Here is a 25,411-nt window from a genome sequence, read left to right on the forward strand (position 1 = left end):
TTTCAATAAATCCTAGGACTAGCATTGCATATCAATTCTATATTCGCTTCTAGTTATAAACTAGATAAATTTAATCTTCTTGAACGACTTCAGATACTTGTTCAGCTTGTTTTTCTTCAGCTTCTTGTTTCACACGTGCTTTTTCAAGGTCATCAACGTGCATCACATCATCATCTTCACCTTCATCAAGATCACGGAGTTCAACTTCGTTGTCATCTTCATCAAGGACACGCATATCAAGACCAAGTGATTGCAATTCTTTTACAAGAACACGGAATGATTCTGGAACACCTGGTTTTGGAATTGGCTTACCTTTTGTGATAGCTTCATAAGCTTTAAGACGTCCTGTAACATCATCAGATTTGTATGTTAAAATTTCTTGAAGAACATTTGAAGCACCATAAGCTTCAAGCGCCCAAACCTCCATCTCACCAAAACGTTGTCCACCAAATTGAGCTTTACCTCCAAGTGGTTGTTGAGTAACAAGTGAGTATGGTCCTACTGAACGGGCATGAAGTTTATCATCAACCATGTGGTGAAGTTTGATCATGTACATGACACCAACTGACACACGGTTATCGAATGGTTCACCAGTACGACCATCATAAAGAACAGTCTTAGCATCTGAATCCATACCTGCTTCTTGAACAGTTTCCCAAAGGTCTTCTGAAGAAGCCCCATCAAAGACTGGCGTTGCAATATGAATACCTAAATTACGAGCAGCCATACCTAAATGAAGCTCCATAACTTGTCCGATATTCATACGTGATGGCACCCCAAGTGGGTTCAACATGATATCAACTGGCGTTCCATCTGGTAAGTAAGGCATATCTTCAACAGGAACAATACGTGAGACGACACCTTTGTTTCCGTGACGACCGGCCATCTTATCACCGACTTTGATTTTACGTTTTTGAGCGATATAAACGCGGACAAGCATATTAACACCTGATTGCAATTCATCACCATTTGCACGAGTAAAGATTTTAACGTCACGAACTACTCCATCGCCACCGTGAGGTACACGTAGTGAAGTATCACGAACTTCACGTGATTTATCACCAAAAATGGCATGCAAGAGACGTTCTTCAGCAGATAAGTCCTTTTCACCCTTAGGTGTTACCTTACCAACAAGAATGTCACCTTCTTTTACCTCAGCACCAATGCGGATAATTCCCATTTCATCGAGATCACGTAGTGAATCTTCACCAACATTTGGAATTTCACGAGTAATTTCTTCAGGCCCAAGCTTTGTATCACGCGTTTCAGATTCGAATTCTTCCAAGTGAACAGATGTATAGACATCTTCTTTCACAAGGCGCTCACTCATGATAACGGCATCCTCGAAGTTATAACCTTCCCAAGTCATATAAGCAACAACTGGGTTTTGTCCAAGAGCCATTTCACCATTTTCCATAGATGGTCCGTCGGCGATAAAATCACCTTTTTCAACGAGATCACCAACTTTAACTAAGGTACGTTGGTTATAAGCAGTACCTGAGTTTGAACGGCGGAATTTTTGAACATGATAAACATCAAGAGAACCATCTTCGCGACGCACTTCAACTTTTTCAGCATCTGAAAAAATAACACGACCATCATGTTTAGCAATCACAGCTGCACCTGAATCGTGGGCTGCTTGATACTCCATACCAGTACCAACATATGGTGCTTTTGGATCAATCAATGGCACAGCCTGACGTTGCATGTTGGCACCCATCAAGGCACGGTTAGAGTCATCATTTTCCAAGAAAGGAATACATGCTGTTGCGACAGCAACTACTTGCTTAGGTGACACGTCAACAAAGTCAACAATGCTTGAAGGAAACTCTTGGTTATTACCTTGATGACGACCCATAACGATTTCTTCTGCAAATGTACCGTCTTCGTTAAGCTTAGAGTTGGCTTGTGCAACTGTAAATTCATCTTCTTCATCAGCAGTCAACCAAACAATTTCGTTCGTTACCGCACCAGTAGAACGATCTACTTTACGATATGGTGTTTGAATAAATCCATATTTATTGAGGTGTCCAAATGAAGATAAGTTATTAATCAAACCAATGTTTGGACCTTCAGGTGTTTCAATCGGACACATGCGCCCATAGTGGGTATAGTGCACGTCACGAACTTCATATCCAGCACGGTCACGTGTCAAACCACCAGGTCCTAAGGCAGAGAGACGGCGTTTGTGCGACAATTCTGATAGAGGGTTGTGTTGGTCCATGAATTGTGACAGCTGTGATGAACCAAAGAATTCTTTAACGGCGGCAGTCACTGGACGAATGTTAATGATTTGTTGAGGTGTCAAGACTTCATTGTCTTGTACAGACATACGTTCGCGGACATTGCGTTCCATACGAGCAAGTCCGATACGGAATTGGTTCGCAAGTAATTCACCAACTGCACGAATACGACGGTTACCTAAATGGTCAATGTCATCTACCTTACCGATACCCTCTGCAAGGTTTAAGAAGTATGACATCTCTGCTAAAATATCTGCAGGAGTTAAGGCACGAACTTTATCTTCAGGATTTGAGTTTCCAACAATAGTAACAACACGGTCTGGATCAGTTGGAGCAACAACTTTGAATTTTTGAAGAATAACTGGTTCAGTAACTACAGCATAATCATTTGGTGTGTAGACAAACTTGTTTAAGTCTCCATCGATATGCTCTGCAATTGAATCAATGACATCTCGTGTCATAACGGTTCCAGCTTCAGCAAGAATCTCTCCTGTTTCACCATCAACTAAATTTTCAGCGATTGTTTGGTTCAATAGGCGTGTTTTAAGATTCAGTTTTTTATTAATCTTATAACGACCAACAGCCGCTAAGTCATAACGACGTGGATCAAAGAAACGTGCAACTAAAAGACTACGTGAGCTGTCTGCAGTTTTTGGTTCACCTGGACGAAGACGTTCATAGATTTCTTTAAGTGCTTCATCTGTACGAGAATCACTTGGATTTTTATGAATGTCTTTTTCAATAGTATTGCGAACAAGTTCACTGTCACCAAAGATGTCAACAATTTCATCGTCTCCAGAGAAACCAAGTGCACGGACTAGTGTTGTGAATGGAATTTTACGTGTGCGGTCAATACGTGTATAAGCAATATCTTTTGCGTCTGTCTCAAGTTCCAACCAAGCTCCGCGGTTAGGGATAACAGTTGACCCATAACCAACTTTTCCATTTTTATCTACCTTATCATTAAAGTAAACACCAGGAGAACGGACTAATTGTGAAACAATGATACGTTCACCACCATTGATGATGAAAGTACCCATTTCAGTCATAATTGGAAAATCACCAAAGAAAACTTCTTGAGTTTTAATTTCACCAGTTTCTTTATTAACTAAACGGAAAGTAACAAAAATAGGTGCTGAGTAGCTAGCATCATGGATACGAGCTTCTTCCAAAGTATATTTAGGTTCTTTTAATTCATAACCAACAAATTCAAGATCCATAGTATCTGTAAAGTTTGAAATTGGAAGTACATCCTCAAATACTTCTTTCAAGCCAGCATCAAGAAAATCTTGGAATGAATCAGTTTGAATTTCAATTAAGTTTGGTAAATCAAGAACTTCCTTAATTCTTGAAAAGCTACGACGTGTACGGTGTTTTCCGTACTGAACTTCATGTCCTGCCAAGTTTTTAGCTCCTTTTTAAAGATAGAGTGACTAAGTTTTTATCTCATAAAACTTAGTGAGTTTATTTCATTTGCTCGCCTAACAAGAACAAGCTTATAGATGTCGTTTGCGGTAATTTTCAGAAAGTTTAAATATGTATTACAATAACCTTTTTTCTTAAAATTAGGCACAAAAAGAGCAGCTAAATCTCACTTTATCAAGTTGATTTAACTGCTGTATATCTAGGTCGGACAATATTTCAACCTAGACAGACGACAAATAGTTACATACATTATAACTTATTTTCACCAATAAATCAAGTTTTATTCTCTTGACTTCAAGGAAGCTTCTAGAATTTCAATTTGTTCATCAACACCCTTGAGTTTTAGCATAACACGATGATTTTTAAACATAGCATACTGGTGTTTTTCTAATTCTTTGAAAGAAGACTATACAAGAATTAAATCATATTATCTTGGAAAAAATAAAAGGAGAACAGATCACTCTATTCTCCTCAAATAAAACTATCAGTATCGTAAACCTGTTATCGTTTTCCACCCAAAGTAGACCAAGCTTTTTGATAATCACTATCAGTTCCCCCAATAGCAAAACGATAGGTCATCGTTCCAGGTCCATTTTTTGCCCAATAACTTGTTGTGCTTTCACCTCCAACAGTGATTCGACGACCGTTTACTGTTACTACACCTGGCTGTAAACCTGTAGACTTAAGAACTTTAGCTTTTATAACGCTATCATCAAGTCTAAACCTTTCTGACTTACCAAAAGTATTGCCATCTGCATTATTAATAGCATTAACCAAGTGAGCCATATAATTAGCATTATTATTGTAACCTGTCAATTTCGCTAAAGAGGCATTATTATCATGTCCTGCCCATCCACCTAAAGTCACTTTAGGTGTAGAAAGCATCAACCAAACATCAGAAGTTGAGTTAGTAGTACCCGTTTTTCCAATCCAATCTACCCCAGCTAAACCACTATTTAAACCTTGTAAGCGATTTTTAAAGGTTGTAGTCTTTCCGGAGTTAATTGGTCCATGTAATAGCTGCTGTAAGATAGTAGCTGTTGCTTTCGAAAAGACACGGACAGGTTTACTTTCGTGATTATAAATCACTTTCCCATTACTATCCTCTATGCTTTCTATCATATACTGCTTATGATAAACACCACCATTTGCAATCATTTGATAAAGGTTTGTTTGCTGAGCAACTGACGTATCAATACCACCACCAAGTGGTAAACTTTCTATACCAAAGTTTTCAATTGGATAGTCTAATTTCTCCATATAGTTTTTTACATCAACGCCTCGATCTCGTAGCATCTTGTAAGTCCAGAAAGCTGGAATGTTCCAAGAAATGTCCAATGACTCTTGAAGGTTAACCATAGCAGTACCTTCTTCATCCGCATGCATAATCTTTTCGCCACTTGAATATGTCGTTGGATAATTTGAAAGAACACTACCACTGCCTAACATCCCTTGATCAATAGCAATTCCGTAAGGTAATATCGGTTTAATACTTGACCCTGGAGAGCGTGCCGTATCAAAAGCATGGTTATTTTGATTCTCACTATAGTTACGACCACCAATAAATCCTATAATAGCACCACTAGAATTGTCCGTTAGTACATTTCCCATTTGAACCTTGCCAGTACCATCATCTAACAACCCTCCGTATTGAGCTGCAGCATCCTGCATGGCTTGATAAACAGATTTATTGATAGTAGTTTTAATAGTATACCCTCCCTGTTGAATCTCTTCAATAGCGCGGTGTCTGTACGTCGCTCTAGTCTCATCATTTTTTAAATCATGCTCTGAAACATTATCCTTTTTAATGAGGTAATTGTACATCACTTTTTGAGCTTCAGATAATGCCGAGTAGTAAAGATAATCATGATGATTTGTTGTCGCCACTGCAGGTTTGATAAAATCTTTTTTGATGTCATAATCTTTGTAGGATTTGTACTCATCTTTGGTTAAAGCTCTCGTTCTATACATATTGTATAACACATTTTTTTGGCGCTTTATACCAAAACTAAGATCTTTATCTGATTTCAACTGGGCATCTGCAGTATAAGGAGAATATACAATAGGACTTTGCGGTAAACCTGCAAGGAAAGCTGCCTGAGGAATTGTTAAATCTTTTGCGGAAACTCCAAAAATCCCTTGTGCTGCTTCTTCAATACCTGCAATATTCTGTCCTTTGTTATTGCGACCAAACGGTGATACATTTAAATAATCTGATAAAATCGAATCCTTATCCATGTAACGCTCTAATGCTAGAGCATAGATAATTTCTTTTGATTTGCGTTTAAATGACGGATCATCTCCCAAAATTTGCTGCTTTAATAATTGTTGTGTCAGCGTTGAACCACCGCTACTCTCTCCAAACCCCAGAACAGATCCTGCTGCAGCACGTAGTACGGCTTTGGGAACTACACCTTTATGGTCATTGAAATTTTCGTCCTCTGTTGCAATGATAGCCTTTTTAATATTATCAGATATAGCATCCTTTGCCACTGGTGTACGTTGTAAATCAGTGTCAATCTCTGAAATTTGTGATTTATCAGAATAAGTTAACCTAGACACCCTAGTAAGTGTATTAACTTGTGTCACTAAACTATTTTTACTTGGTACTTTAACAGAGTCAACTTGACTAGCAAGATACCCTACTGCAAGTCCTACTCCGAGCATAACAAATAGTGAAATAATAACATAGATGAAATCTGATAAAAGCTTTACAATTCTTAAAAAAATAGAACCAAATTCAAGTGGTGTGTAATCACCTAATTTAGAACTATTCAACTTCTTATTACCTTTAAACATGAATAATACCTCATCCTACATTATATCAGATTTAATATAACTTGCATATCCTAAAGAGTTTTGATATAGTTGACATTGATACACAACAAGTTAATAATTAGGAGAAAAAGATGAATATTTTTGATGAACTCAAAGAACGTGGACTCGTTTTTCAGACAACTGACGAAGATGCTTTACGCAAAGCTCTTGAAGAAGGTTTTGTCTCTTACTATACTGGCTACGATCCTACGGCTGACAGCCTTCATCTTGGACATTTAGTTGCTATTTTAACCTCTCGTCGCTTACAACTTGCTGGTCACAAGCCGTATGCACTTGTGGGAGGCGCAACTGGACTTATTGGGGATCCTTCATTTAAAGATGTTGAGCGCAGTTTACAAACAAAGGAAACTGTAGTTAGTTGGGGTAATAAAATCCGCGGTCAATTATCTAATTTTCTAGAGTTTGAAACAGGTGATAACAAAGCCGTATTGGTAAATAATTATGATTGGTTCAGCAATATTAGTTTCATTGATTTCTTACGAGATGTTGGTAAATATTTTACTGTCAATTATATGATGAGTAAAGAATCTGTTAAAAAACGTATCGAAACAGGGATTTCCTATACTGAATTTGCTTATCAAATTATGCAAGGATATGACTTTTACGAATTAAATAAGAACTATAATGTCACTTTGCAAATTGGTGGTTCTGATCAATGGGGCAACATGACTGCTGGAACCGAACTTATTAGACGAAAATCAAATGGTGTATCTCATGTTATGACTGTTCCATTGATAACAGATTCTACAGGAAAAAAATTCGGAAAATCTGAAGGAAATGCTGTTTGGCTTGATGCTGACAAAACCTCTCCTTATGAAATGTACCAATTTTGGCTCAATGTTATGGATGCTGATGCCGTTCGCTTCCTTAAGATTTTTACATTCCTAAGCCTTAAAGAAATAGAAGATATACGTATTCAATTCGAGGAAGCACCTCACCAACGCTTAGCACAAAAAACACTAGCACGTGAAGTTGTAACTCTTGTTCATGGTGAAAAAGCTTATAAGGAGGCCGTTAATATCACGGAACAGCTATTTGCTGGCAATATAAAAGGATTGTCTGTTAAAGAGCTCAAACAAGGTTTACGTGGAGTACCAAATTATCACGTTCAGACGGAAGATAACCTCAATATCATAGACCTTCTAGTCACTTCAGGAGTTGTCAATTCTAAACGTCAAGCTCGAGAAGATGTCTCCAATGGAGCTATTTATATTAATGGAGATCGTATTCAAGATTTAGAATATACTATCTCAGAAAATGATAAGCTTGAAAATGAAATTACAGTCATTCGTCGTGGAAAGAAAAAATACTTTGTATTAAACTTTAAATAGACTTGAAGTGTAATCGATACTCTGATAATAATATTTCAAGACAATAAAAAGTGTAGTCAATTGACTACACTTTTTATTAATGAACAACATTCCTGAAGAGACAACTTTTAAATTATAGTTATTATACATGACTACCTTATTTTTATTAAGAAATAACACCAAACAAACAGCTTAGAATTTTTACCATAGAGTAAATAGTTATCGAAAAAATATACATATCTAATACCCACAATTTTTTCATAAAAACAACAAATATCGTCTGTCTAACACCAACGAATTTATTCTAACCTTTACATGTTATAAATCAAGAAAATATGATTAGAATACCTTAACTTTGTAATCAAAATCAGCTAAAGAAATAATCCATTAAAAAATCTAATAAAATAACAAATCATATAAAAATTATTATGTAATAACAGTATATCTATAACATTTAACTTTAATAACTATCTAGTTAAATAACATAATCTCCAAAAAAAATTAACTAGTTATGTTTTTTTATTACTTTTTCCCAATAAAATGATAAAATTATACTTGTGAAAGGCCTTCACAAATATCATTTAGAAGGGTTTAGGTTTATGAAATTATCTAAACAATTATACAAATCACTCCCACTATTAACTGTCGTGCTATGCGTTGGGGCATTACAACAGAATGTTGAAGCTAAGGATAAACATTATAAGACGACATCCCATGTTGAGACACAGTATGTAAGTACTTCTTCAAAAAAAATCTTACCGTTTACTCATAATAAGCAAATCAAGGTAGGTTCATTAGATAACTTAGGAAGAGCAACATATTCTCACATACAATTAAGGGATGCAGATGAGCCTAAGATAAAAAGAGAAAGACTGACGTATAATCCAACCGGTTGGCACAACTACAAATTTACTACTGAAAAGGGTAAAACAACTTGGCTTATGGACCGAGGTCACCTCGTTGGTTATCAATTTTCAGGAATGAACAATGTTCCTGAGAACCTAGTTACTATGACCAAATATCTAAATACAGGATTTAGCGAAAATAATCCTGATGGTATGTTATATTACGAAAATAGATTAGATAGTTGGTTGGCAAATCATAAAAATTTCTGGCTTGATTACAAAGTGACTCCAATATACGAAGGAAACAATTTAGTACCTAGCCGAGTTGAACTTCAGTATGTTGGAATTGATAAACAAGGAAAACTTCTAGAAATCAAATTAGGCGGCGGCAAAGAACAAGTTGATGAATACGGCGTCACAACTGTTACATTAGAAAATACGTCTCCTCTCGCAAAAATTGATTACAAAACTGGTATGCTAATCAAAGAAGATGGGAAACAGGCAGAAGAAGGTGAAGATCCAAATAGCGATGCTGATGAAAACGAAGCAGCTATTGAAAGTGCATCTGATATAGAAGAAAATACTAACACTAATACTTCTGAATCAGATACAAATAATGTAGCTCCCCAAAATAGAATCGTCTACGTTGCAAATAAGGGTCGTTCAAATACTTATTGGTATAGTTTAGAAAACATAAAAAATGCAAATACCGCTAATATCGTTCAAATGACTGAACAAGAAGCGTTAAATCAACACAAACATCACAGCACTACTGAAGCACAATAATTACAATTTACTGCCGGCAAAATTGCCGGTAGTATTTTTTATCCTAAAACGCAAAAATAGATTCACATTGCCCCTTCTATCAACTTAAGCCAGAAAACTTAGTAGATACCTCATCGAGATAATTTCTCAACTGATCCCTCATAAAATATATTCGAAAAAAACAGGGAGATAAATAAAAAATCTATCCTAGAATAAGATAGATTTTTTTATTTAACGTTTGCGAAGCAAGCCTACTAAGCTAACTAATAGGAAAATGCCAATAAAAATCATCGTTATTGTTGCACTAGCAGGTGTCTCCCAATAATACGAAAGGAAAATACCAGCTACCATTCCCACAAATCCAATTAACATACCCAGAAAAATAACAGTTTTAAAATTTCGACCTAACCGCATAGCAATACTAGCTGGTAAAACCATAATAGTTGACACCAATAGAGCACCTGCGGCAGGAATTGTTAATGCAATAGCAATACCTGTAACAACATTGAACAAAATAGACATTGTACGCACAGGCAATCCATCTACAAAAGCTGTATCCTCATCAAACGTTAATATATACATTGGTCTAATAAATAGGATGGTTAAAATAAAAGTGATTAATGCAATAACAAACAAAGCAATCACTTGTTCCTTCCCAATAGTAATAATAGAACCAAATAAATACTGTTCAAGACTGACATTACCAACATTATGAGCTTTACTCATAACGATTAAAGATATAGCCAACCCCATCGACATCAGGATAGCAGTTGATATTTCCATATAATGTTTGTATACAGTACGCAAATACTCTAATACAACTGCCGCCAAAGTAACAACGAAAATAGTTGACCATGTAGGCGAGATACCTAAAACAACGCCTAATGCAACACCGGCTAAGGAAACGTGACTCAAAGTATCACTCATCAAACTCTGACGACGTAAAATTAGGAAGATGCCTAAAATTGGAGCAAAAATACTAATAGCCACAACTGCTAAGAGCGCTCGTTGCATAAAATCATAGGAAAGCATATCAAGTAGCATCTGATTCAACCTCCATTTCGTTTGTATGGACATTGAAACAACGCCATGGTAAAGATTGGTTCCTAACAAGATGAATATTTCGGTCAGCATACCCCTTTACTTCATCAGGATCGTGAGTAATCATCAAAACAGACTTACCATGCTTATGAGCATTATGATGCATTAACTCATAAAATTTCTCAGTAGTCCCTGCGTCCATACCAGTTGTTGGCTCATCCAATACAAAAATATCTGGATCAGAAGCAAACATCCTAGCAATGACAGCCCTCTGCTTTTGACCGCCAGATAAACTTCCTATCTTTTTATGGCGATTATCCCACATACCAACAGCTTCTAAACTAACCCTAATATGTTCTTCATCATGTTTAGTCAGTCTTCTAAACCAACCATTTCTAGGGTATCGTCCAGATTTCACAAATTCATAAACTGACGATGGAAAGCCAGCGTTAAAACTTGCAATCTGTTGAGGTAAATAGGCAATACGTAATTTTTTTCCTTCTTTGTTTTCTTTAGAGATATTAACTGTACCCACTTTGGGCGTTAAAATACCTAAAGTAGCCTTTATTAAAGTTGATTTAGCAGCCCCATTTTCACCTGTTAAGGTAACAAACTCCCCACTGTCTAAATGGTAATTAACCCCTTCCAGCACAGGATCGCTATCGTACTGAAAAGTAAGACCACTAACTGTAATATATCGCATGATTACCCTTCTAATTCTCTAGAGAAAAGATCAAGAAAACGTTCTAAAACGACCTTTTCGTCCTTTGAAAAATGATTTACTAATCTTCCGTAAACCCCTAACGTATTGTCATGATGATGTGTGTGTTCATCTGCAATGGGTTTAGCAAGTTCAGATAACTCAAAATAAGTAATACGAGCATCTTTAGAATCTTTATTCGCTTTCAACATATCCTGAGAAATTAAACTTTTTACTGCTTTAGTTACAGCTGCCTGACTAATATTTAACTTCTTAGCTAAATCAGAATTTGTCAACTGCTCTTGTGATAAAAGCATCAGAATGTGTTCTTGCGTATTAGTCAATTTAACATCACTTTGACAAGTACCAAACAATAATTCATGTTGATTTTCTGCTTTAAGCAAGATTTGACTCACTAAATGGTCTAATTTTTGTTCTAAAACTGTCATATATACCTCTTTTTTGTTAACCAGTAAATTATATCACGAAGATATAGAAGAATCAATCATAGATAGGTGAAGAAGATAAAACCTTTTATCTCAACAACCTAACTTTATAAACTTCTTTGCAAAAACCTTTCATACTATTAAAAACACGATCAGCTTTTTTCTCTGTAGAACACATTGAAAAAACAGTTGGTCCACTTCCTGTCATTAATGCAACATCGGCTCCAGAATTTAACATACGTTCTTTTATTGTACTTATAACTGGATTTTTAGTAATTGTAATATCCTCGAGTGAATTTCCCATAGATTTGACCATTAACTGATAATCTGATGACAAAATAGCAGACTTTAATAAATCAATATCAACTCTACTTATAGACTTACAATCAATATCTCTAAAAATGGATTTAGTTGAAATACCAAAATCCGGCTTAACCAGAACTATCCAACATGGTCTCAATGTCGGTAAGGGTTTAACAATTTCACCTTTACCTAATACTAACGAACATCCCCCACCAAGACAATAAGGAACATCACTACCAATTTTAAAACCAATAGCAACCATTTCGTCATAGTCCATTTGAAGATTCCATAATCGATTAAGAGCTCTTATTGTAGCAGCAGCATCAGTAGAACCACCCCCCAGTCCTGCACAGACAGGAATGGATTTTTCTAATCTAATATGAACACCTTTATTAATACCATATTGATTTTTGATTATATCTGCAGCTTTAAACACATCATTATCATTATTTAAAGGCATTTTGCTACTATCAGAATCGATAACAATACAATCTTCCTTTAGCTCAGAAATGGTAACGTAGTCATTAAGATCAATACTAACCATAATCATAGCTAATTCATGATAACCATCGTCACATCGTCCTTTAATATCTAATCCTAAATTAAGTTTGGCAGGAGCTTTCTCAAAAATTTTCATAAAACCTCCCTAATAAAATATAGAATATCCATATTATAACATAACAAATGACAAATTCGGACAATTAAGATGTTAGCCAATCTTAAGGATAATAATTCCAATAAAAAAAGGCTAACCAAAGTTAGTCTCCCTTTATCTACTCCGCCAGTAGGACTCGAACCTACGACATCATGATTAACAGTCATGCGCTACTACCAACTGAGCTATGGCGGATTATAGCTAAGCGACTACCTTATCTCACAGGGGGCAACCCCCAACTACTTCCGGCGTTCTAGGGCTTAACTTCTGTGTTCGGCATGAGAACAGGTGTATCTCCTAGGCAATTATCACTTAACTATTGAGCCTTATTCACTCAAAATTGAATATCTATAGTCTAACAAGAAACCGTAACGTTGTCAATATCTCTTTTTGGATAAGTCCTCGAGCTATTAGTATTAGTCCGCTAAATGTGTCACCACAATTACACTCCTAACCTATCTACCTGATCATCTCTCAGGGCTCTTACTGATATAAAATCATGGGAAATCTCATCTTGAGGTGGGCTTCGCACTTAGATGCTTCAGCGCTTATCCCTTCCCTACATAGCTACCCAGCGATGCCTTTGGCAAGACAACTGGTACACCAGCGGTAAGTCCACTCTGGTCCTCTCGTACTAGGAGCAGATCCTCTCAAATTTCCTACGCCCGCGACGGATAGGGACCGAACTGTCTCACGACGTTCTGAACCCAGCTCGCGTGCCGCTTTAATGGGCGAACAGCCCAACCCTTGGGACCGACTACAGCCCCAGGATGCGACGAGCCGACATCGAGGTGCCAAACCTCCCCGTCGATGTGAACTCTTGGGGAGATAAGCCTGTTATCCCCAGGGTAGCTTTTATCCGTTGAGCGATGGCCCTTCCATACGGAACCACCGGATCACTAAGCCCGACTTTCGTCCCTGCTCGAGTTGTAGCTCTCGCAGTCAAGCTCCCTTATACCTTTACACTCTACGACTGATTTCCAACCAGTCTGAGGGAACCTTTGGGCGCCTCCGTTACCTTTTAGGAGGCGACCGCCCCAGTCAAACTGCCCGTCAGACACTGTCTCCGATAGGGATTGCCTATCTGGGTTAGAGTAGCCATAACACAAGGGTAGTATCCCAACAACGCCTCAAACGAAACTGGCGTCCCGTTATCATAGGCTCCTACCTATCCTGTACATGTGGTACAGATACTCAATATCAAACTGCAGTAAAGCTCCATGGGGTCTTTCCGTCCTGTCGCGGGTAACCTGCATCTTCACAGGTACTAAAATTTCACCGAGTCTCTCGTTGAGACAGTGCCCAAATCATTACGCCTTTCGTGCGGGTCGGAACTTACCCGACAAGGAATTTCGCTACCTTAGGACCGTTATAGTTACGGCCGCCGTTTACTGGGGCTTCAATTCATACCTTCGCTTACGCTAAGCACTCCTCTTAACCTTCCAGCACCGGGCAGGCGTCACCCCCTATACATCATCTTACGATTTAGCAGAGAGCTGTGTTTTGATAAACAGTTGCTTGGGCCTATTCACTGCGGCTGATCTAAAATCAGCGCCCCTTCTCCCGAAGTTACGGGGCCATTTTGCCGAGTTCCTTAACGAGAGTTCTCTCGCTCACCTGAGGCTACTCGCCTCGACTACCTGTGTCGGTTTGCGGTACGGGTAGAGTATATGTATCGCTAGAAGCTTTCTTGGCAGTGTGACATCACTAACTTCGCTACTAAACTTCGCTCCTCGTCACAGCTCAATGTTAAAGATATAAGCATTTGACTCATATCACACCTCACTGTTTGACCAGACACTTCCAATCGTCTGGTTTAGTTAGCCTACTGCGTCCCTCCATCACTATATACTCTAGTACAGGAATATCAACCTGTTGTCCATCGGATACACCTTTCGGTCTCTCCTTAGGTCCCGACTAACCCAGGGCGGACGAGCCTTCCCCTGGAAACCTTAGTCTTACGGTGGACAGGATTCTCACCTGTCTTGCGCTACTCATACCGGCATTCTCACTTCTATGCGTTCCAGCGCTCCTCACGGTACACCTTCTTCACACATAGAACGCTCTCCTACCATGACACTTTTGTGTCATCCACAGCTTCGGTAATATGTTTTAGCCCCGGTACATTTTCGGCGCAGGGTCACTCGACTAGTGAGCTATTACGCACTCTTTGAATGAATAGCTGCTTCTAAGCTAACATCCTAGTTGTCTGTGCAACCCCACATCCTTTTCCACTTAACATATATTTTGGGACCTTAGCTGGTGGTCTGGGCTGTTTCCCTTTCGACTACGGATCTTAGCACTCGCAGTCTGACTGCCGATTATATCTCGTTGGCATTCGGAGTTTATCTGAGATTGGTAATCCGGGATGGACCCCTCACCCAAACAGTGCTCTACCTCCAAGAGACTTAACATCGACGCTAGCCCTAAAGCTATTTCGGAGAGAACCAGCTATCTCCAAGTTCGTTTGGAATTTCTCCGCTACCCACAAGTCATCCAAGCACTTTTCAACGTGCCCTGGTTCGGTCCTCCAGTGAGTTTTACCTCACCTTCAACCTGCTCATGGGTAGGTCACATGGTTTCGGGTCTACAACATGATACTATGACGCCCTATTAAGACTCGGTTCCCTACGGCTCCGTCTCTTCAACTTAACCTCGCATCATATCGTAACTCGCCGGTTCATTCTACAAAAGGCACGCTCTCACCCATTAACGGGCTCGAACTTGTTGTAGGCACACGGTTTCAGGTTCTATTTCACTCCCCTCCCGGGGTGCTTTTCACCTTTCCCTCACGGTACTGGTTCACTATCGGTCACTAGAGAGTATTTAGGGTTGGGAGATGGTCCTCCCAGATTCCGACGAGATTTCGCGTGTCTCGCCGTACTCAGGATACTGCTAAGGTTAATCTATCATTTTAAATACGAGGCTGTTACTCTCTTTGGCTTACCTTCCCAGGTAATTCTTCTATAATGATTAATCCTATATCGCAGTCCTACAACCCCGAAGTGTAAACACTTCGGTTTGCCCTCCTGCCGTTTCGCTCGCCGCTACTAAGGCAATCGCTTTTGCTTTCTCTTCCTGCAGCTACTTAGATGTTTCAGTTCACTGCGTCTTCCTTCTCATATCCTTAACAGATATGGATACTAGTCATTAACTAGTGGGTTCCCCATTCGGACATCTCTGGATCAGCGCTTACTTACAGCTCCCCAAAGCATTTCGTCGTTAGTCACGTCCTTCTTCGGCTTCTAGTGCCAAGGCATCCACCGTGCGCCCTTATTAACTTAACCTTATTAACCTAGTTTCTTTAAAACTAGAAAACTCATTAAATATTCACAGCGTTTCGGTTTATTTCTTGTTACTTTCTACAATCTATTTCTAGATCGTGGAATTTGATATAGATATTCAATTTTCAATGAACAATTTGAACCTTTCGATTCAATGGAGCCTAGCGGGATCGAACCGCTGACCTCCTGCGTGCAAAGCAGGCGCTCTCCCAGCTGAGCTAAGGCCCCACAAGACCTCTCAAAACTAAACAAGACGCAAATGGCAGGTTTCCTTATCCTTAGAAAGGAGGTGATCCAGCCGCACCTTCCGATACGGCTACCTTGTTACGACTTCACCCCAATCATCTATCCCACCTTAGGCGGCTGGCTCCTAAAAGGTTACCTCACCGACTTCGGGTGTTACAAACTCTCGTGGTGTGACGGGCGGTGTGTACAAGGCCGGGAACGTATTCACCGCGGCGTGCTGATCCGCGATTACTAGCGATTCCGACTTCATGTAGGCGAGTTGCAGCCTACAATCCGAACTGAGATTGGCTTTAAGAGATTAGCTTGCCGTCACCGGCTTGCGACTCGTTGTACCAACCATTGTAGCACGTGTGTAGCCCAGGTCATAAGGGGCATGATGATTGACGTCATCCCCACCTTCCTCCGGTTTATTACCGGCAGTCTCGCTAGAGTGCCCAACTTAATGATGGCAACTAACAATAGGGGTTGCGCTCGTTGCGGGACTTAACCCAACATCTCACGACACGAGCTGACGACAACCATGCACCACCTGTCACTTCTGCTCCGAAGAGAAAGCCTATCTCTAGGCCGGTCAGAAGGATGTCAAGACCTGGTAAGGTTCTTCGCGTTGCTTCGAATTAAACCACATGCTCCACCGCTTGTGCGGGCCCCCGTCAATTCCTTTGAGTTTCAACCTTGCGGTCGTACTCCCCAGGCGGAGTGCTTAATGCGTTAGCTGCGGCACTAAGCCCCGGAAAGGGCCTAACACCTAGCACTCATCGTTTACGGCGTGGACTACCAGGGTATCTAATCCTGTTTGCTCCCCACGCTTTCGAGCCTCAGCGTCAGTTACAGACCAGAGAGCCGCTTTCGCCACCGGTGTTCCTCCATATATCTACGCATTTCACCGCTACACATGGAATTCCACTCTCCCCTTCTGCACTCAAGTCCTCCAGTTTCCAAAGCGTACAATGGTTAAGCCACTGCCTTTAACTTCAGACTTAAAGAACCGCCTGCGCTCGCTTTACGCCCAATAAATCCGGACAACGCTCGGGACCTACGTATTACCGCGGCTGCTGGCACGTAGTTAGCCGTCCCTTTCTGGTTAGTTACCGTCACTTGATAGATTTTCCACTCCTACCAACGTTCTTCTCTAACAACAGAGCTTTACGATCCGAAAACCTTCTTCACTCACGCGGCGTTGCTCGGTCAGACTTCCGTCCATTGCCGAAGATTCCCTACTGCTGCCTCCCGTAGGAGTCTGGGCCGTGTCTCAGTCCCAGTGTGGCCGATCACCCTCTCAGGTCGGCTATGTATCGTCGCCTTGGTGAGCCTTTACCTCACCAACTAGCTAATACAACGCAGGTCCATCTCACAGTGAAGCAATTGCTCCTTTAAATAACTAACATGTGTTAATTACTCTTATGCGGTATTAGCTATCGTTTCCAATAGTTATCCCCGCTATGAGGCAGGTTACCTACGCGTTACTCACCCGTTCGCAACTCATCAGTCTAGTGTAAACACCAAACCTCAGCGTTCTACTTGCATGTATTAGGCACGCCGCCAGCGTTCGTCCTGAGCCAGGATCAAACTCTCATTAAAGTTTGAGCTTTGCTCTTTTCTGTCTCGCTGACAGATTTATTGTTTTTTGTCATTGACGGATTTACAATGTAAATCCACCCTGCACATTCGTTCGTCTTGTTCAGTTTTCAAAGGTCTTTGCCTCTCTTGAGACAACTTCTATATTCTAGCAAACTTATTCTGCTTTGTCAACTACTTTTTTTAAGTTGTTAACTACGCGCTAATAGAAACTGCTCTCTCGAGACAACTTATTTAGTTTACTACATCATCTCTTACTTTGTCAACTCTTTTTTCATACTTTTTCTACATTTTCTGAAAAAAGTTTCCTGTTGGCTAACACCAATAACATAGAGTTTAAAATTCCATACCTAAATTTATTTTATTAGTAAAAAAATAAAAGATGGGCTAGCCATCTTTTATAATATTTGTTTTTTATATTCTTCAGCTTCTTGGGGTGTAGATAAAACAAAATGACCAGGGGTAATCTCGTGCATTTGACGTTCTTGTCCGTCTTGCTCAATAGCTGGATTATACGGCTGGTGAACACGTTGACGTTCACTCTCCGGATCTGGTTCTGGAATAGCTGATAATAGACTCTTCGTATAAGGGTGGATTGGATTGTTATAAACATCATCAGATGTTCCAACTTCTAACAGTTTCCCCCAATGCATAACACCGATACGATCTGAAATGTATTTTACCATAGACAAATCATGTGCGATAAACAAATAAGTCAATCCTTGTTCTCTTTGCAATTTTTGCATTAAATTAACAACTTGTGCTTGGATTGAAACATCTAAGGCAGATATTGGTTCATCAGCAATGATAAATTTAGGCTCTACTGCTAAAGCACGTGCAATCCCGATACGTTGTCGTTGTCCACCTGAAAATTCATGCGGATAACGTGTTAAATGATCTTTATTTAACCCTACAAGATCTAATAGGGCCTGAACTTTACTATCACGATCTGATTTTGATTTAGCTAATTTATGTATATCTAAACCTTCTGCTACGATATCACGAATCTTCATACGGCCGTTTAAGCTAGCCTGAGGATCCTGAAAAATCATCTGAGCGTCTTTACGAAAACTATGTAATGCTTTACCTTTCAGATGTGAGATCACTTCTCCATTAAAGGTAATTTCTCCATCAGAAATATCATAAAGTTTTAAAATTGAACGTCCAACGGTTGTCTTTCCTGATCCAGATTCCCCAACTAATCCAAACACTTCACCTTCATAAATGTCAAAACTAACATTATCAATTGCTCTCACTTCATTAGCTTTTCCTTTATTGAAGGTCAAAGAAACATTTTTGACTTCAACTAATTTTTTTCGATTTTCAGTCATTAGGCTTTCCTCCCTTCAATCTCGTTCCATTTTTCCCAACGTTTTTGGATCGGTAATGGAGGAAGCACCTTAGGTGATCTTTCATCTAAAAGCCATGTAGCAGCGAAATGTGTTTCTGAAACTTTGAAGTACGGTGGTTCTTCTTCATGATCAATATCTAATGCAAATTCATTACGAGCTGCAAATGCATCTCCTTTAGGTGGGTTCAACAAATCTGGTGGTGTTCCCGGAATTGACTCTAAACTACCTGATTCTGTGTCGGTTGTCGGCATTGAATTCAATAATCCCCAAGTATATGGATGTTGTGGATTATAAAAGACTTCATCAACAGTTCCAAATTCAACAATTTTCCCTGCATACATAACTGCTACACGGTCTGCCATCCCTGCAACGACCCCTAAGTCATGAGTTATGAAAACAATGGAGGAGTCTCGTTCTGCTTGAATTTTTTTCATTAAGTTCAAAATTTGTGCTTGAATTGTTACATCTAAAGCAGTCGTTGGTTCATCAGCAATAAGAATTTCAGGATCAGCAGCTAAAGCAATCGCTATAACCGCACGTTGGCGCATTCCTCCAGACCACTGATGTGGGTAATCATTAATATGCTCTTCAGCATTTGGGATACCTACATCTTTCATTAGCTCAAGAGCTAATTTTAAAGCATCCTTTTTTGAAATTTTTTGATGAATCATCATTGGTTCTGCTATTTGCATGCCAATTTTCATCGTTGGATCCAAACTAGTCATAGGGTCTTGGAAAATCATAGAAATCTCATTCCCGCGTACCTTAGTCCACTCTTCTTCTGATAGTTCAACAAGGTTACGCCCCTTAAATTGAACATTCCCTGATATCTCTGAATTTTTAGCATTTAAACCAATTAAAGTTCTGGTAGTTACAGATTTTCCTGAACCAGATTCACCAACGATTGCAAGAGTCTCACCTTTTTTTAATTCAAAGTTGACATCACGAATTGCTTTTACTTCTCCAGCATATGTGTGGAAGTCAACATGAAGATTATTAACACTTAAAATAGTTTCTTTTTCCATGATTATACCTCCTTATTCATCGCTAGATTTTGGATCAAAAGCATCTCGCAACCCATCACCAAGCAAAATAAATGCCAATGAAATCATTACCAATGCTAAAGCTGGCAAGATAACTTGATATGGATAATATTGTAAATTTTCTTGTGCATCTGAAATCAATGATCCTAATGAAGCTGTCGGTGGTTTAACACCTAAATTGATTGCTGAAAGTACCGCTTCATACATAATAGCACTTGGGATTGTCATCATAATTTGTACAATGATAATACCAGAAATGTTAGGTAAAATATGTTTGAAGGCTATTTTAATTGGACTTTCCCCAAGTGAACGTGCAGCAAGCACAAACTCTCTTTCTCGATATGATAGGGTTAAATTCCTTACCTGACGAGACATAGAAGTCCATCCGGTAAAAGCAATAGAGATAATAATAGCCGTAATACCGTTACCAAGGACCAAACCTAACATTGTAACGATAACTAAGTTTGGAATTGATGAAATTACCTCTACGATACGTTGCATTAATGTATCAAGGCGTCCTCCAGCAAAACCTGAAACAAGACCGTATGTAACACCGATAATTAAATCAATGAATGTAGCTGCAATAGCTACAAGTAAGGAAATCCGAATACCTACGATGATGCGCTTAGCAACACTTCTCCCTAGAGAATCTGTACCTAAAGCATACTTAACTTTTTCAGGGACATTTTGAGACTTATAAGCGTCTGTAGATTCTGTATTTCCAGCGTACTTAATGCTACCATTCCAAAAAGGAAGGTTTGAACTCAATTTAGGTGGTAAGTTGCGATATGTAGTTACTTTTTTCGAATCAAACCCATTAGCATCCTTCTGAGTTACAAATAAATTTGAGGCTAACGAAAAAGTAAGTAAAAGAGCTAATAAATAGAGTGAAACTACTGCTAATTTGTTTTTTTTCAAGCGACGCCACGCATCTTGCATAAACGAAAGAGCAGGCTTTTCAATTTTTTCTTGTGTGCTAGAAGATCCTGCACCTACAAGTTTAAATGTTCTGTTTTTATCTGCCATAACATCTCCTTACTGCAAGCGAACACGTGGGTCTACGATACTAATAACAACGTCTGTTATCAAGATAGCAACCATCAACATTACTGCATAAACAATGGTTGTCCCCATAATAACAGGATAGTCTTTTGTTGGAATCGAAGTAACAAACTGCTGCCCAATTCCTGGAATCGAGAAAATCTGCTCAATTAGTGCAGAACCAGTTAACAGACCCGCCGCCAAAGGGCCAATTAGAGTTAAAATTGGAATCATAGAATTACGGTAAGCATGTTTTCGAGTTACTTGACGAATTGTCATACCTTTTGAACGAGCTAGTTGCACATAATCAGAATTTAAAGTTTCAATCATTTCACTACGGAAGAAGCGTGAAACAGATGCTAATGTAGGGAGTCCTAGAGCTAAAGAAGGTAAAATGGTTTGAGAGAAAGTCCCCCAACCTGATAAAGGCAACAAGTTCCACTTAAATCCAAAATAGTCTAATAATAAGATACCAATGATAAATGAAGGCATAGAAATCCCTAGCGTTGCAATAACACTTAAGATACCATCGACTTTATCATTCTTATGACGTGCCGAAATAGCTCCTACCAAAATACCGCCTAAAACACCAAATACGAGAGCCTGAACACCTAGATGTACTGAAACTCCTAATCTCAAGCTAATCATACGTGATACTGGCTGATTCACTGATTGATAACTCGTTCCAAAGTCACCATGAAGTACATTCCAAAGGTAAGTCAAATATTGTTGCCATACAGGCTTGTCTAAACCATACTGTTTATTAAGCAATGCGATCATTTCTTCAGTGAGTTTTGGATTATTGTAGGGTGTTCCTGGAAGGATCTGCATCAGAAAGAACGATAGGGTTATGACAACCCATAGCGTTACTAACAAAATAGCAACACGCTTTAAAATATATTTAATCATATCATTTCCTTTTCTTAGAATTGCTAAAAATAGCAAACTCTTTCACTTTCTTTACTTAACCAAAAGCAAGAACTGGCAATTACCAATTCTTGCAAAGGTTTAGTGTAAAGTAATTTAATTATTTTTTATAAGCATGTGTAAAGTCTATTGACAAACCTGTAGTATTACGAATAACACCTTTTAATTTTGGATTTTGTAAACCTTTACCACTACGGAAGTAGAGTGGGTTATAAGCACCTTGCTCAAATAAAATTTTCTCTGCTTCTTTATAGTCCTTCGCTGATTCTGCTGGTTTCATCGCATCTTCAGAAATTGCCTTGTTATAAGCAGCATCATAGTCCTTGTTAGCAAATTTTCCATCGTTATTTTGTGAATCTGACTTAAAGAGGCCGTAGAAAGTTGATCCTTCTGGATAATCCCCACCCCAAAGAGAAACTACGATGTCAAAGTTTTGTTTTCTACTGTCTTCTAAGCGTTGTTTAAAGGTTACAAATTTTTCTTCAACAGTAAGTCCTGGAAGAGCAGCTTCCCAAGTAGACTTGATATAGTCAACAGAGTTTTTGGCAGCAGGAGCATCAGCATCTGCTGTAATTGTTAATTTTAGCTTAGTCAAGCCTGATTCAGCCAAACCTTCTTTAAAGAGTTTTGCTGCTTCAGTTTTATTATATTCATAACCTGGGGCAACATATTTTGCCAAATCAGTTCCATCTGGTGTTTTGGCTAAACCAGTAGGTGCAAAAGCAATTGCCGGTTTTGAGCCTGTATCAACGGCTGCTTGAACAACTCCTTTACGGTTAGTTGCTAAGTTTAAGGCGCGACGAATCTTAACATTATCAAGCCCTTTCACAGAACCAGTAGTATTATATTCCATATAGGCAGTGGTCGCTTCTAGAACATCTGTGACATCTTTATTATTCTTATTAGCTTGATAAATAGCAGAAGTATTTGAGATATTAGCTGCATCTAACTCACCACGTTTATACATTTGAACGGCGGTATCTGGTTTTTTAACAGTCTGGATGCGAACTTCTTTTGTTTTTACATTTTTAGCGTCCCAATAATTTTTGGTTTTCTTCAGCGTGAAAGTACCATTCGAACCATTCCAACCTTCAACAGTATATGGTCCTGAGTAAACTGTATTTTTTGAAGTAGTTGCGTAATCTTTTCCATATTTTTCAACAACTTCTTGTTTTTGTGGCATGAAGTTAGTGAATGCAAGGTAGTAGATAAATTGTGGAGACGGACTAGATAAAGTAATAACAACTTTGTCATCGCCTTCCGCCTTAACACCTAGCTTATTCAAGTCTTTCTCTTGTCCTTCGTTGATTTTATCGGCATTAAGCACATGCCCTTCAACAGCAAGGTAAGCATATTGTGAAGCTGTTTTAGGATCAACTAAACGTTGCCATGAATAAACAAAATCCTTTGCAGTAAGTTTACTGCCATCTGACCACTTCAAGCCTTTACGTAATGTAGCTGTATAAGTTAAGCCATCTTTTGAAACATCTACTTTAGTAGCCAAATCTGGTCTTGTCTTTCCATCTTTATCTAAGCGAAGGAAATTACTACTAGAGTTACCAATAGCTAGATTTGAGTAAGTGTCTGTGACTTTAGATAAATCTAGTGTATTGATTTCTGTTGGAATAGCCCAATTAATCGCTCCATTAGAATCCTGGGAAGCTGATTTACTTCCACATGCAGCAAGAGTCGCAACTGAAGCAAGTGTAAGGACACCAACTCCAACACGGCGCCAGTTATTTTTCTGTTTTGCCATAGCTTTGTTCTCCTAATTCATTTATCTAGTGACTAACATTATACCACAAAAAATTCTTAAGAAAAGACAAAAACGCAAAATTTTCAGATAATTTTTTAACTTTCATTTTTTACATTTTTTTACATTTTTATAACAAACGTTTTCTTTATTTAATTATCAAAAATAATAATTCCTAGTATGATATAGTGATATGATATAATAGGAGGGACAAAGTTTAAAAAATTTCTAAAGGTGTTATTTTGAAAAAAATTATTACTTCTATTCTATTACTTAGTTGCATTTTTTTTATGCCAACCATCTCTGCTGAATCTTTTAATGCTTCCGCTAAACATGCCTTGGCAGTTGATTTAGATTCAGGAAAAATCTTGTATGAAAAAGATGCTAACAAACCCGCTGCTATTGCTTCCTTGACTAAAATAATGACCGTTTATATGGTCTATAAAGAAATTGATAACGGTAACCTCAAGTGGAATACCAAAGTAAATATATCTGACTACCCTTATCAACTAACACGCGAATCTGATGCTAGTAATGTTCCTTTAGAAAAAAGGCGCTATACTGTTAAACAGCTCGTGGACGCTGCCATGATTTCTAGTGCTAACAGTGCAGCCATTGCTTTGGCTGAACATATTTCAGGAACCGAAAGTAAATTTGTTGATAAAATGACTGCTCAATTGGAAAAGTGGGGAATTCATGATAGCCACCTAGTCAATGCTTCTGGCTTAAATAATAGTATGTTAGGCAATCACATTTATCCAAAATCGTCACAAAACGACGAAAATAAAATGAGTGCACGTGATATTGCTATTGTTGCCTACCATTTGGTCAACGAATATCCTTCCATTCTTAAGATTACTAGTAAGTCCGTTGCTAAATTTGATAAAGATATTATGCATTCTTATAACTACATGCTACCAGATATGCCTGTCTTTAGACCAGGTATTACAGGTTTGAAAACTGGGACAACGGAATTAGCTGGCCAATCTTTTATTGCTACATCTACTGAAAGTGGAATGAGACTACTCACTGTTATTATGCATGCTGATAAGGCCGATAAAGACAAATATGCTCGCTTTACAGCAACTAACTCTCTCTTGAACTATATCACAAACACCTACGAACCTAACCTTGTATTAGCTAAAGGAGCTGCATATAAAGGTAAAGAAGCAAGTGTGAGAGACGGAAAAGAACAATCGGTCATCGCTGTTGCTAAAAACGATTTGAAAGTAGTACAGAAGAGAAATATCACTAAACAAAATCAGTTAAAAATTAACTTTAAAAAAGAGCTTACTGCTCCTATTACAAAAAAAGAGAACCTAGGGAAAGCTTATTACGTTGACCTTAATAAGGTTGGAAAAGGCTATCTCATAAAGGAACCTAGCGTTCATTTAGTGGCAAAAGATAGTATTGAGCGCAGTTTCTTCCTCAAAGTGTGGTGGAATCATTTTGTGCGCTACGTTAACGAAAAACTTTAATAGTAATCTCCCTTTGACACAAGGAGTTGCTGCACAGCAGTTTCTTTAGCTAGGTTTAGGAGAATATATAAAATTAAAAATCACTAATGAAATGTCTTTTTTATTAGTGATTTTTTGTTATAATATTAATAAAAAGTT

The 25,411-nt window shown here is 38.6% G+C and carries 14 protein-coding genes, 2 tRNA genes and 3 rRNA genes; 3 read left to right on the plus strand and 16 right to left on the minus strand.

Going from position 1 to position 25,411, the window contains the following annotated elements:
• Window positions 1-70 precede the first annotated feature (70 nt).
• Together rpoB and pbp1b are read right to left on the minus strand one after the other, a co-directional pair.
• A complete protein-coding gene (gene rpoB / locus EGX70_RS06990) occupies window positions 71-3,646 on the minus strand; it encodes a DNA-directed RNA polymerase subunit beta (protein ID WP_000907187.1) in 3,576 nt (1,191 codons plus the stop codon).
• Between the two features lie 523 nt (window positions 3,647-4,169).
• Window positions 4,170-6,467, minus strand: a complete 2,298-nt coding sequence (gene pbp1b / locus EGX70_RS06995; RefSeq protein WP_000472396.1) for a penicillin-binding protein PBP1B — start codon at window positions 6,465-6,467, stop codon at window positions 4,170-4,172.
• Window positions 6,468-6,577: 110 nt separating this feature from the next.
• Here pbp1b and tyrS point away from each other — a divergent pair, with 110 nt between their 5' ends.
• Together tyrS and EGX70_RS07005 are read left to right on the plus strand one after the other, a co-directional pair.
• Window positions 6,578-7,837, plus strand: coding sequence for a tyrosine--tRNA ligase (gene tyrS, locus EGX70_RS07000; RefSeq protein ID WP_001019844.1), 1,260 nt, complete (start codon window positions 6,578-6,580; stop codon window positions 7,835-7,837).
• Window positions 7,838-8,415: 578 nt separating this feature from the next.
• Window positions 8,416-9,447, plus strand: a complete 1,032-nt coding sequence (locus EGX70_RS07005) for a DNA/RNA non-specific endonuclease (protein ID WP_000777430.1) — start codon at window positions 8,416-8,418, stop codon at window positions 9,445-9,447.
• A gap of 210 nt (window positions 9,448-9,657) precedes the next feature.
• Here the strand turns inward: EGX70_RS07005 and EGX70_RS07010 are convergent, their stop codons facing one another.
• From EGX70_RS07010 to EGX70_RS07075, 14 genes are all read right to left on the minus strand, one after another.
• A complete protein-coding gene (locus EGX70_RS07010; protein ID WP_000923270.1) occupies window positions 9,658-10,470 on the minus strand; it encodes a metal ABC transporter permease in 813 nt (270 codons plus the stop codon).
• Window positions 10,460-11,170 carry a metal ABC transporter ATP-binding protein gene (locus EGX70_RS07015; protein WP_001269501.1) on the minus strand — a complete coding sequence of 237 codons (711 nt, stop codon included), beginning with the start codon at window positions 11,168-11,170 and terminating at the stop codon, window positions 10,460-10,462. The genes EGX70_RS07010 and EGX70_RS07015 overlap by 11 nt, the downstream gene beginning before the upstream one ends.
• Window positions 11,171-11,172: 2 nt before the next feature.
• Window positions 11,173-11,616 carry a zinc-dependent MarR family transcriptional regulator gene (locus EGX70_RS07020; RefSeq protein WP_000217076.1) on the minus strand — a complete coding sequence of 148 codons (444 nt, stop codon included), beginning with the start codon at window positions 11,614-11,616 and terminating at the stop codon, window positions 11,173-11,175.
• 85 nt (window positions 11,617-11,701) lie between these two features.
• Window positions 11,702-12,553 carry a 4-(cytidine 5'-diphospho)-2-C-methyl-D-erythritol kinase gene (gene ispE / locus EGX70_RS07025; RefSeq protein ID WP_000688172.1) on the minus strand — a complete coding sequence of 284 codons (852 nt, stop codon included), beginning with the start codon at window positions 12,551-12,553 and terminating at the stop codon, window positions 11,702-11,704.
• Window positions 12,554-12,692: 139 nt separating this feature from the next.
• Window positions 12,693-12,766 (minus strand) — tRNA-Asn (locus EGX70_RS07030).
• Window positions 12,767-12,771: 5 nt separating this feature from the next.
• Window positions 12,772-12,887 (minus strand): 5S ribosomal RNA (rrf, locus tag EGX70_RS07035).
• A 74-nt stretch (window positions 12,888-12,961) separates the two neighbouring features.
• Window positions 12,962-15,858, minus strand: a 23S ribosomal RNA gene (locus tag EGX70_RS07040).
• Window positions 15,859-16,010: 152 nt separating this feature from the next.
• Window positions 16,011-16,083 (minus strand) — tRNA-Ala (locus tag EGX70_RS07045).
• A gap of 54 nt (window positions 16,084-16,137) precedes the next feature.
• Window positions 16,138-17,682, minus strand: a 16S ribosomal RNA gene (locus EGX70_RS07050).
• Together the 16S, 23S and 5S rRNA genes with 2 tRNA genes alongside form the textbook arrangement of a ribosomal RNA operon.
• A 395-nt stretch (window positions 17,683-18,077) precedes the next feature.
• Complete coding sequence (locus EGX70_RS07055; protein ID WP_000138506.1) at window positions 18,078-19,010, minus strand: ABC transporter ATP-binding protein; 933 nt, start codon at window positions 19,008-19,010, stop codon at window positions 18,078-18,080.
• The gene (locus tag EGX70_RS07060; RefSeq protein ID WP_000410286.1) at window positions 19,010-20,056 is read right to left on the minus strand and encodes an ABC transporter ATP-binding protein; all 1,047 of its coding nucleotides are present in this window, start codon (window positions 20,054-20,056) and stop codon (window positions 19,010-19,012) included. Before EGX70_RS07060 ends, EGX70_RS07055 begins: the two co-directional genes overlap by 1 nt.
• Window positions 20,057-20,068: 12 nt before the next feature.
• A complete protein-coding gene (locus EGX70_RS07065) occupies window positions 20,069-21,100 on the minus strand; it encodes an ABC transporter permease (protein ID WP_000764052.1) in 1,032 nt (343 codons plus the stop codon).
• 9 nt (window positions 21,101-21,109) lie between these two features.
• Window positions 21,110-22,024, minus strand: coding sequence for an ABC transporter permease (locus EGX70_RS07070; RefSeq protein WP_000598965.1), 915 nt, complete (start codon window positions 22,022-22,024; stop codon window positions 21,110-21,112).
• A gap of 118 nt (window positions 22,025-22,142) precedes the next feature.
• Entirely contained in the window at window positions 22,143-23,798 is a 1,656-nt protein-coding gene (locus tag EGX70_RS07075; protein ID WP_123948045.1) for a peptide ABC transporter substrate-binding protein, read from the minus strand.
• Between the two features lie 239 nt (window positions 23,799-24,037).
• On the opposite strand from EGX70_RS07075, the gene pbp3 reads away from it, so the two are divergent.
• The gene (gene pbp3 / locus EGX70_RS07080) at window positions 24,038-25,273 is read left to right on the plus strand and encodes a D-alanyl-D-alanine carboxypeptidase PBP3 (RefSeq protein WP_000720942.1); all 1,236 of its coding nucleotides are present in this window, start codon (window positions 24,038-24,040) and stop codon (window positions 25,271-25,273) included.
• Window positions 25,274-25,411 lie beyond the last annotated feature (138 nt).

This window comes from Streptococcus sp. FDAARGOS_522 (assembly GCF_003812445.1).
GTDB lineage: Bacteria > Bacillota > Bacilli > Lactobacillales > Streptococcaceae > Streptococcus > Streptococcus agalactiae.

What these genes read in the sequence shown, in the direction of transcription:
- EGX70_RS07015 (WP_001269501.1), bottom strand. Translation starts at nt 11,170, where the DNA reads ATGCGATATATTACAGTTAGTGGTCTTACTTTTCAGTACGATAGCGAT.
- ispE (WP_000688172.1), bottom strand. Translation starts at nt 12,553, where the DNA reads ATGAAAATTTTTGAGAAAGCTCCTGCCAAACTTAATTTAGGATTAGAT.
- pbp1b (WP_000472396.1), bottom strand. Translation starts at nt 6,467, where the DNA reads ATGTTTAAAGGTAATAAGAAGTTGAATAGTTCTAAATTAGGTGATTAC.
- EGX70_RS07060 (WP_000410286.1), bottom strand. Translation starts at nt 20,056, where the DNA reads ATGGAAAAAGAAACTATTTTAAGTGTTAATAATCTTCATGTTGACTTC.
- EGX70_RS07055 (WP_000138506.1), bottom strand. Translation starts at nt 19,010, where the DNA reads ATGACTGAAAATCGAAAAAAATTAGTTGAAGTCAAAAATGTTTCTTTG.
- EGX70_RS07065 (WP_000764052.1), bottom strand. Translation starts at nt 21,100, where the DNA reads ATGGCAGATAAAAACAGAACATTTAAACTTGTAGGTGCAGGATCTTCT.
- tyrS (WP_001019844.1), top strand. Translation starts at nt 6,578, where the DNA reads ATGAATATTTTTGATGAACTCAAAGAACGTGGACTCGTTTTTCAGACA.
- EGX70_RS07020 (WP_000217076.1), bottom strand. Translation starts at nt 11,616, where the DNA reads ATGACAGTTTTAGAACAAAAATTAGACCATTTAGTGAGTCAAATCTTG.
- EGX70_RS07005 (WP_000777430.1), top strand. Translation starts at nt 8,416, where the DNA reads ATGAAATTATCTAAACAATTATACAAATCACTCCCACTATTAACTGTC.
- EGX70_RS07070 (WP_000598965.1), bottom strand. Translation starts at nt 22,024, where the DNA reads ATGATTAAATATATTTTAAAGCGTGTTGCTATTTTGTTAGTAACGCTA.
- EGX70_RS07075 (WP_123948045.1), bottom strand. Translation starts at nt 23,798, where the DNA reads ATGGCAAAACAGAAAAATAACTGGCGCCGTGTTGGAGTTGGTGTCCTT.
- EGX70_RS07010 (WP_000923270.1), bottom strand. Translation starts at nt 10,470, where the DNA reads ATGCTACTTGATATGCTTTCCTATGATTTTATGCAACGAGCGCTCTTA.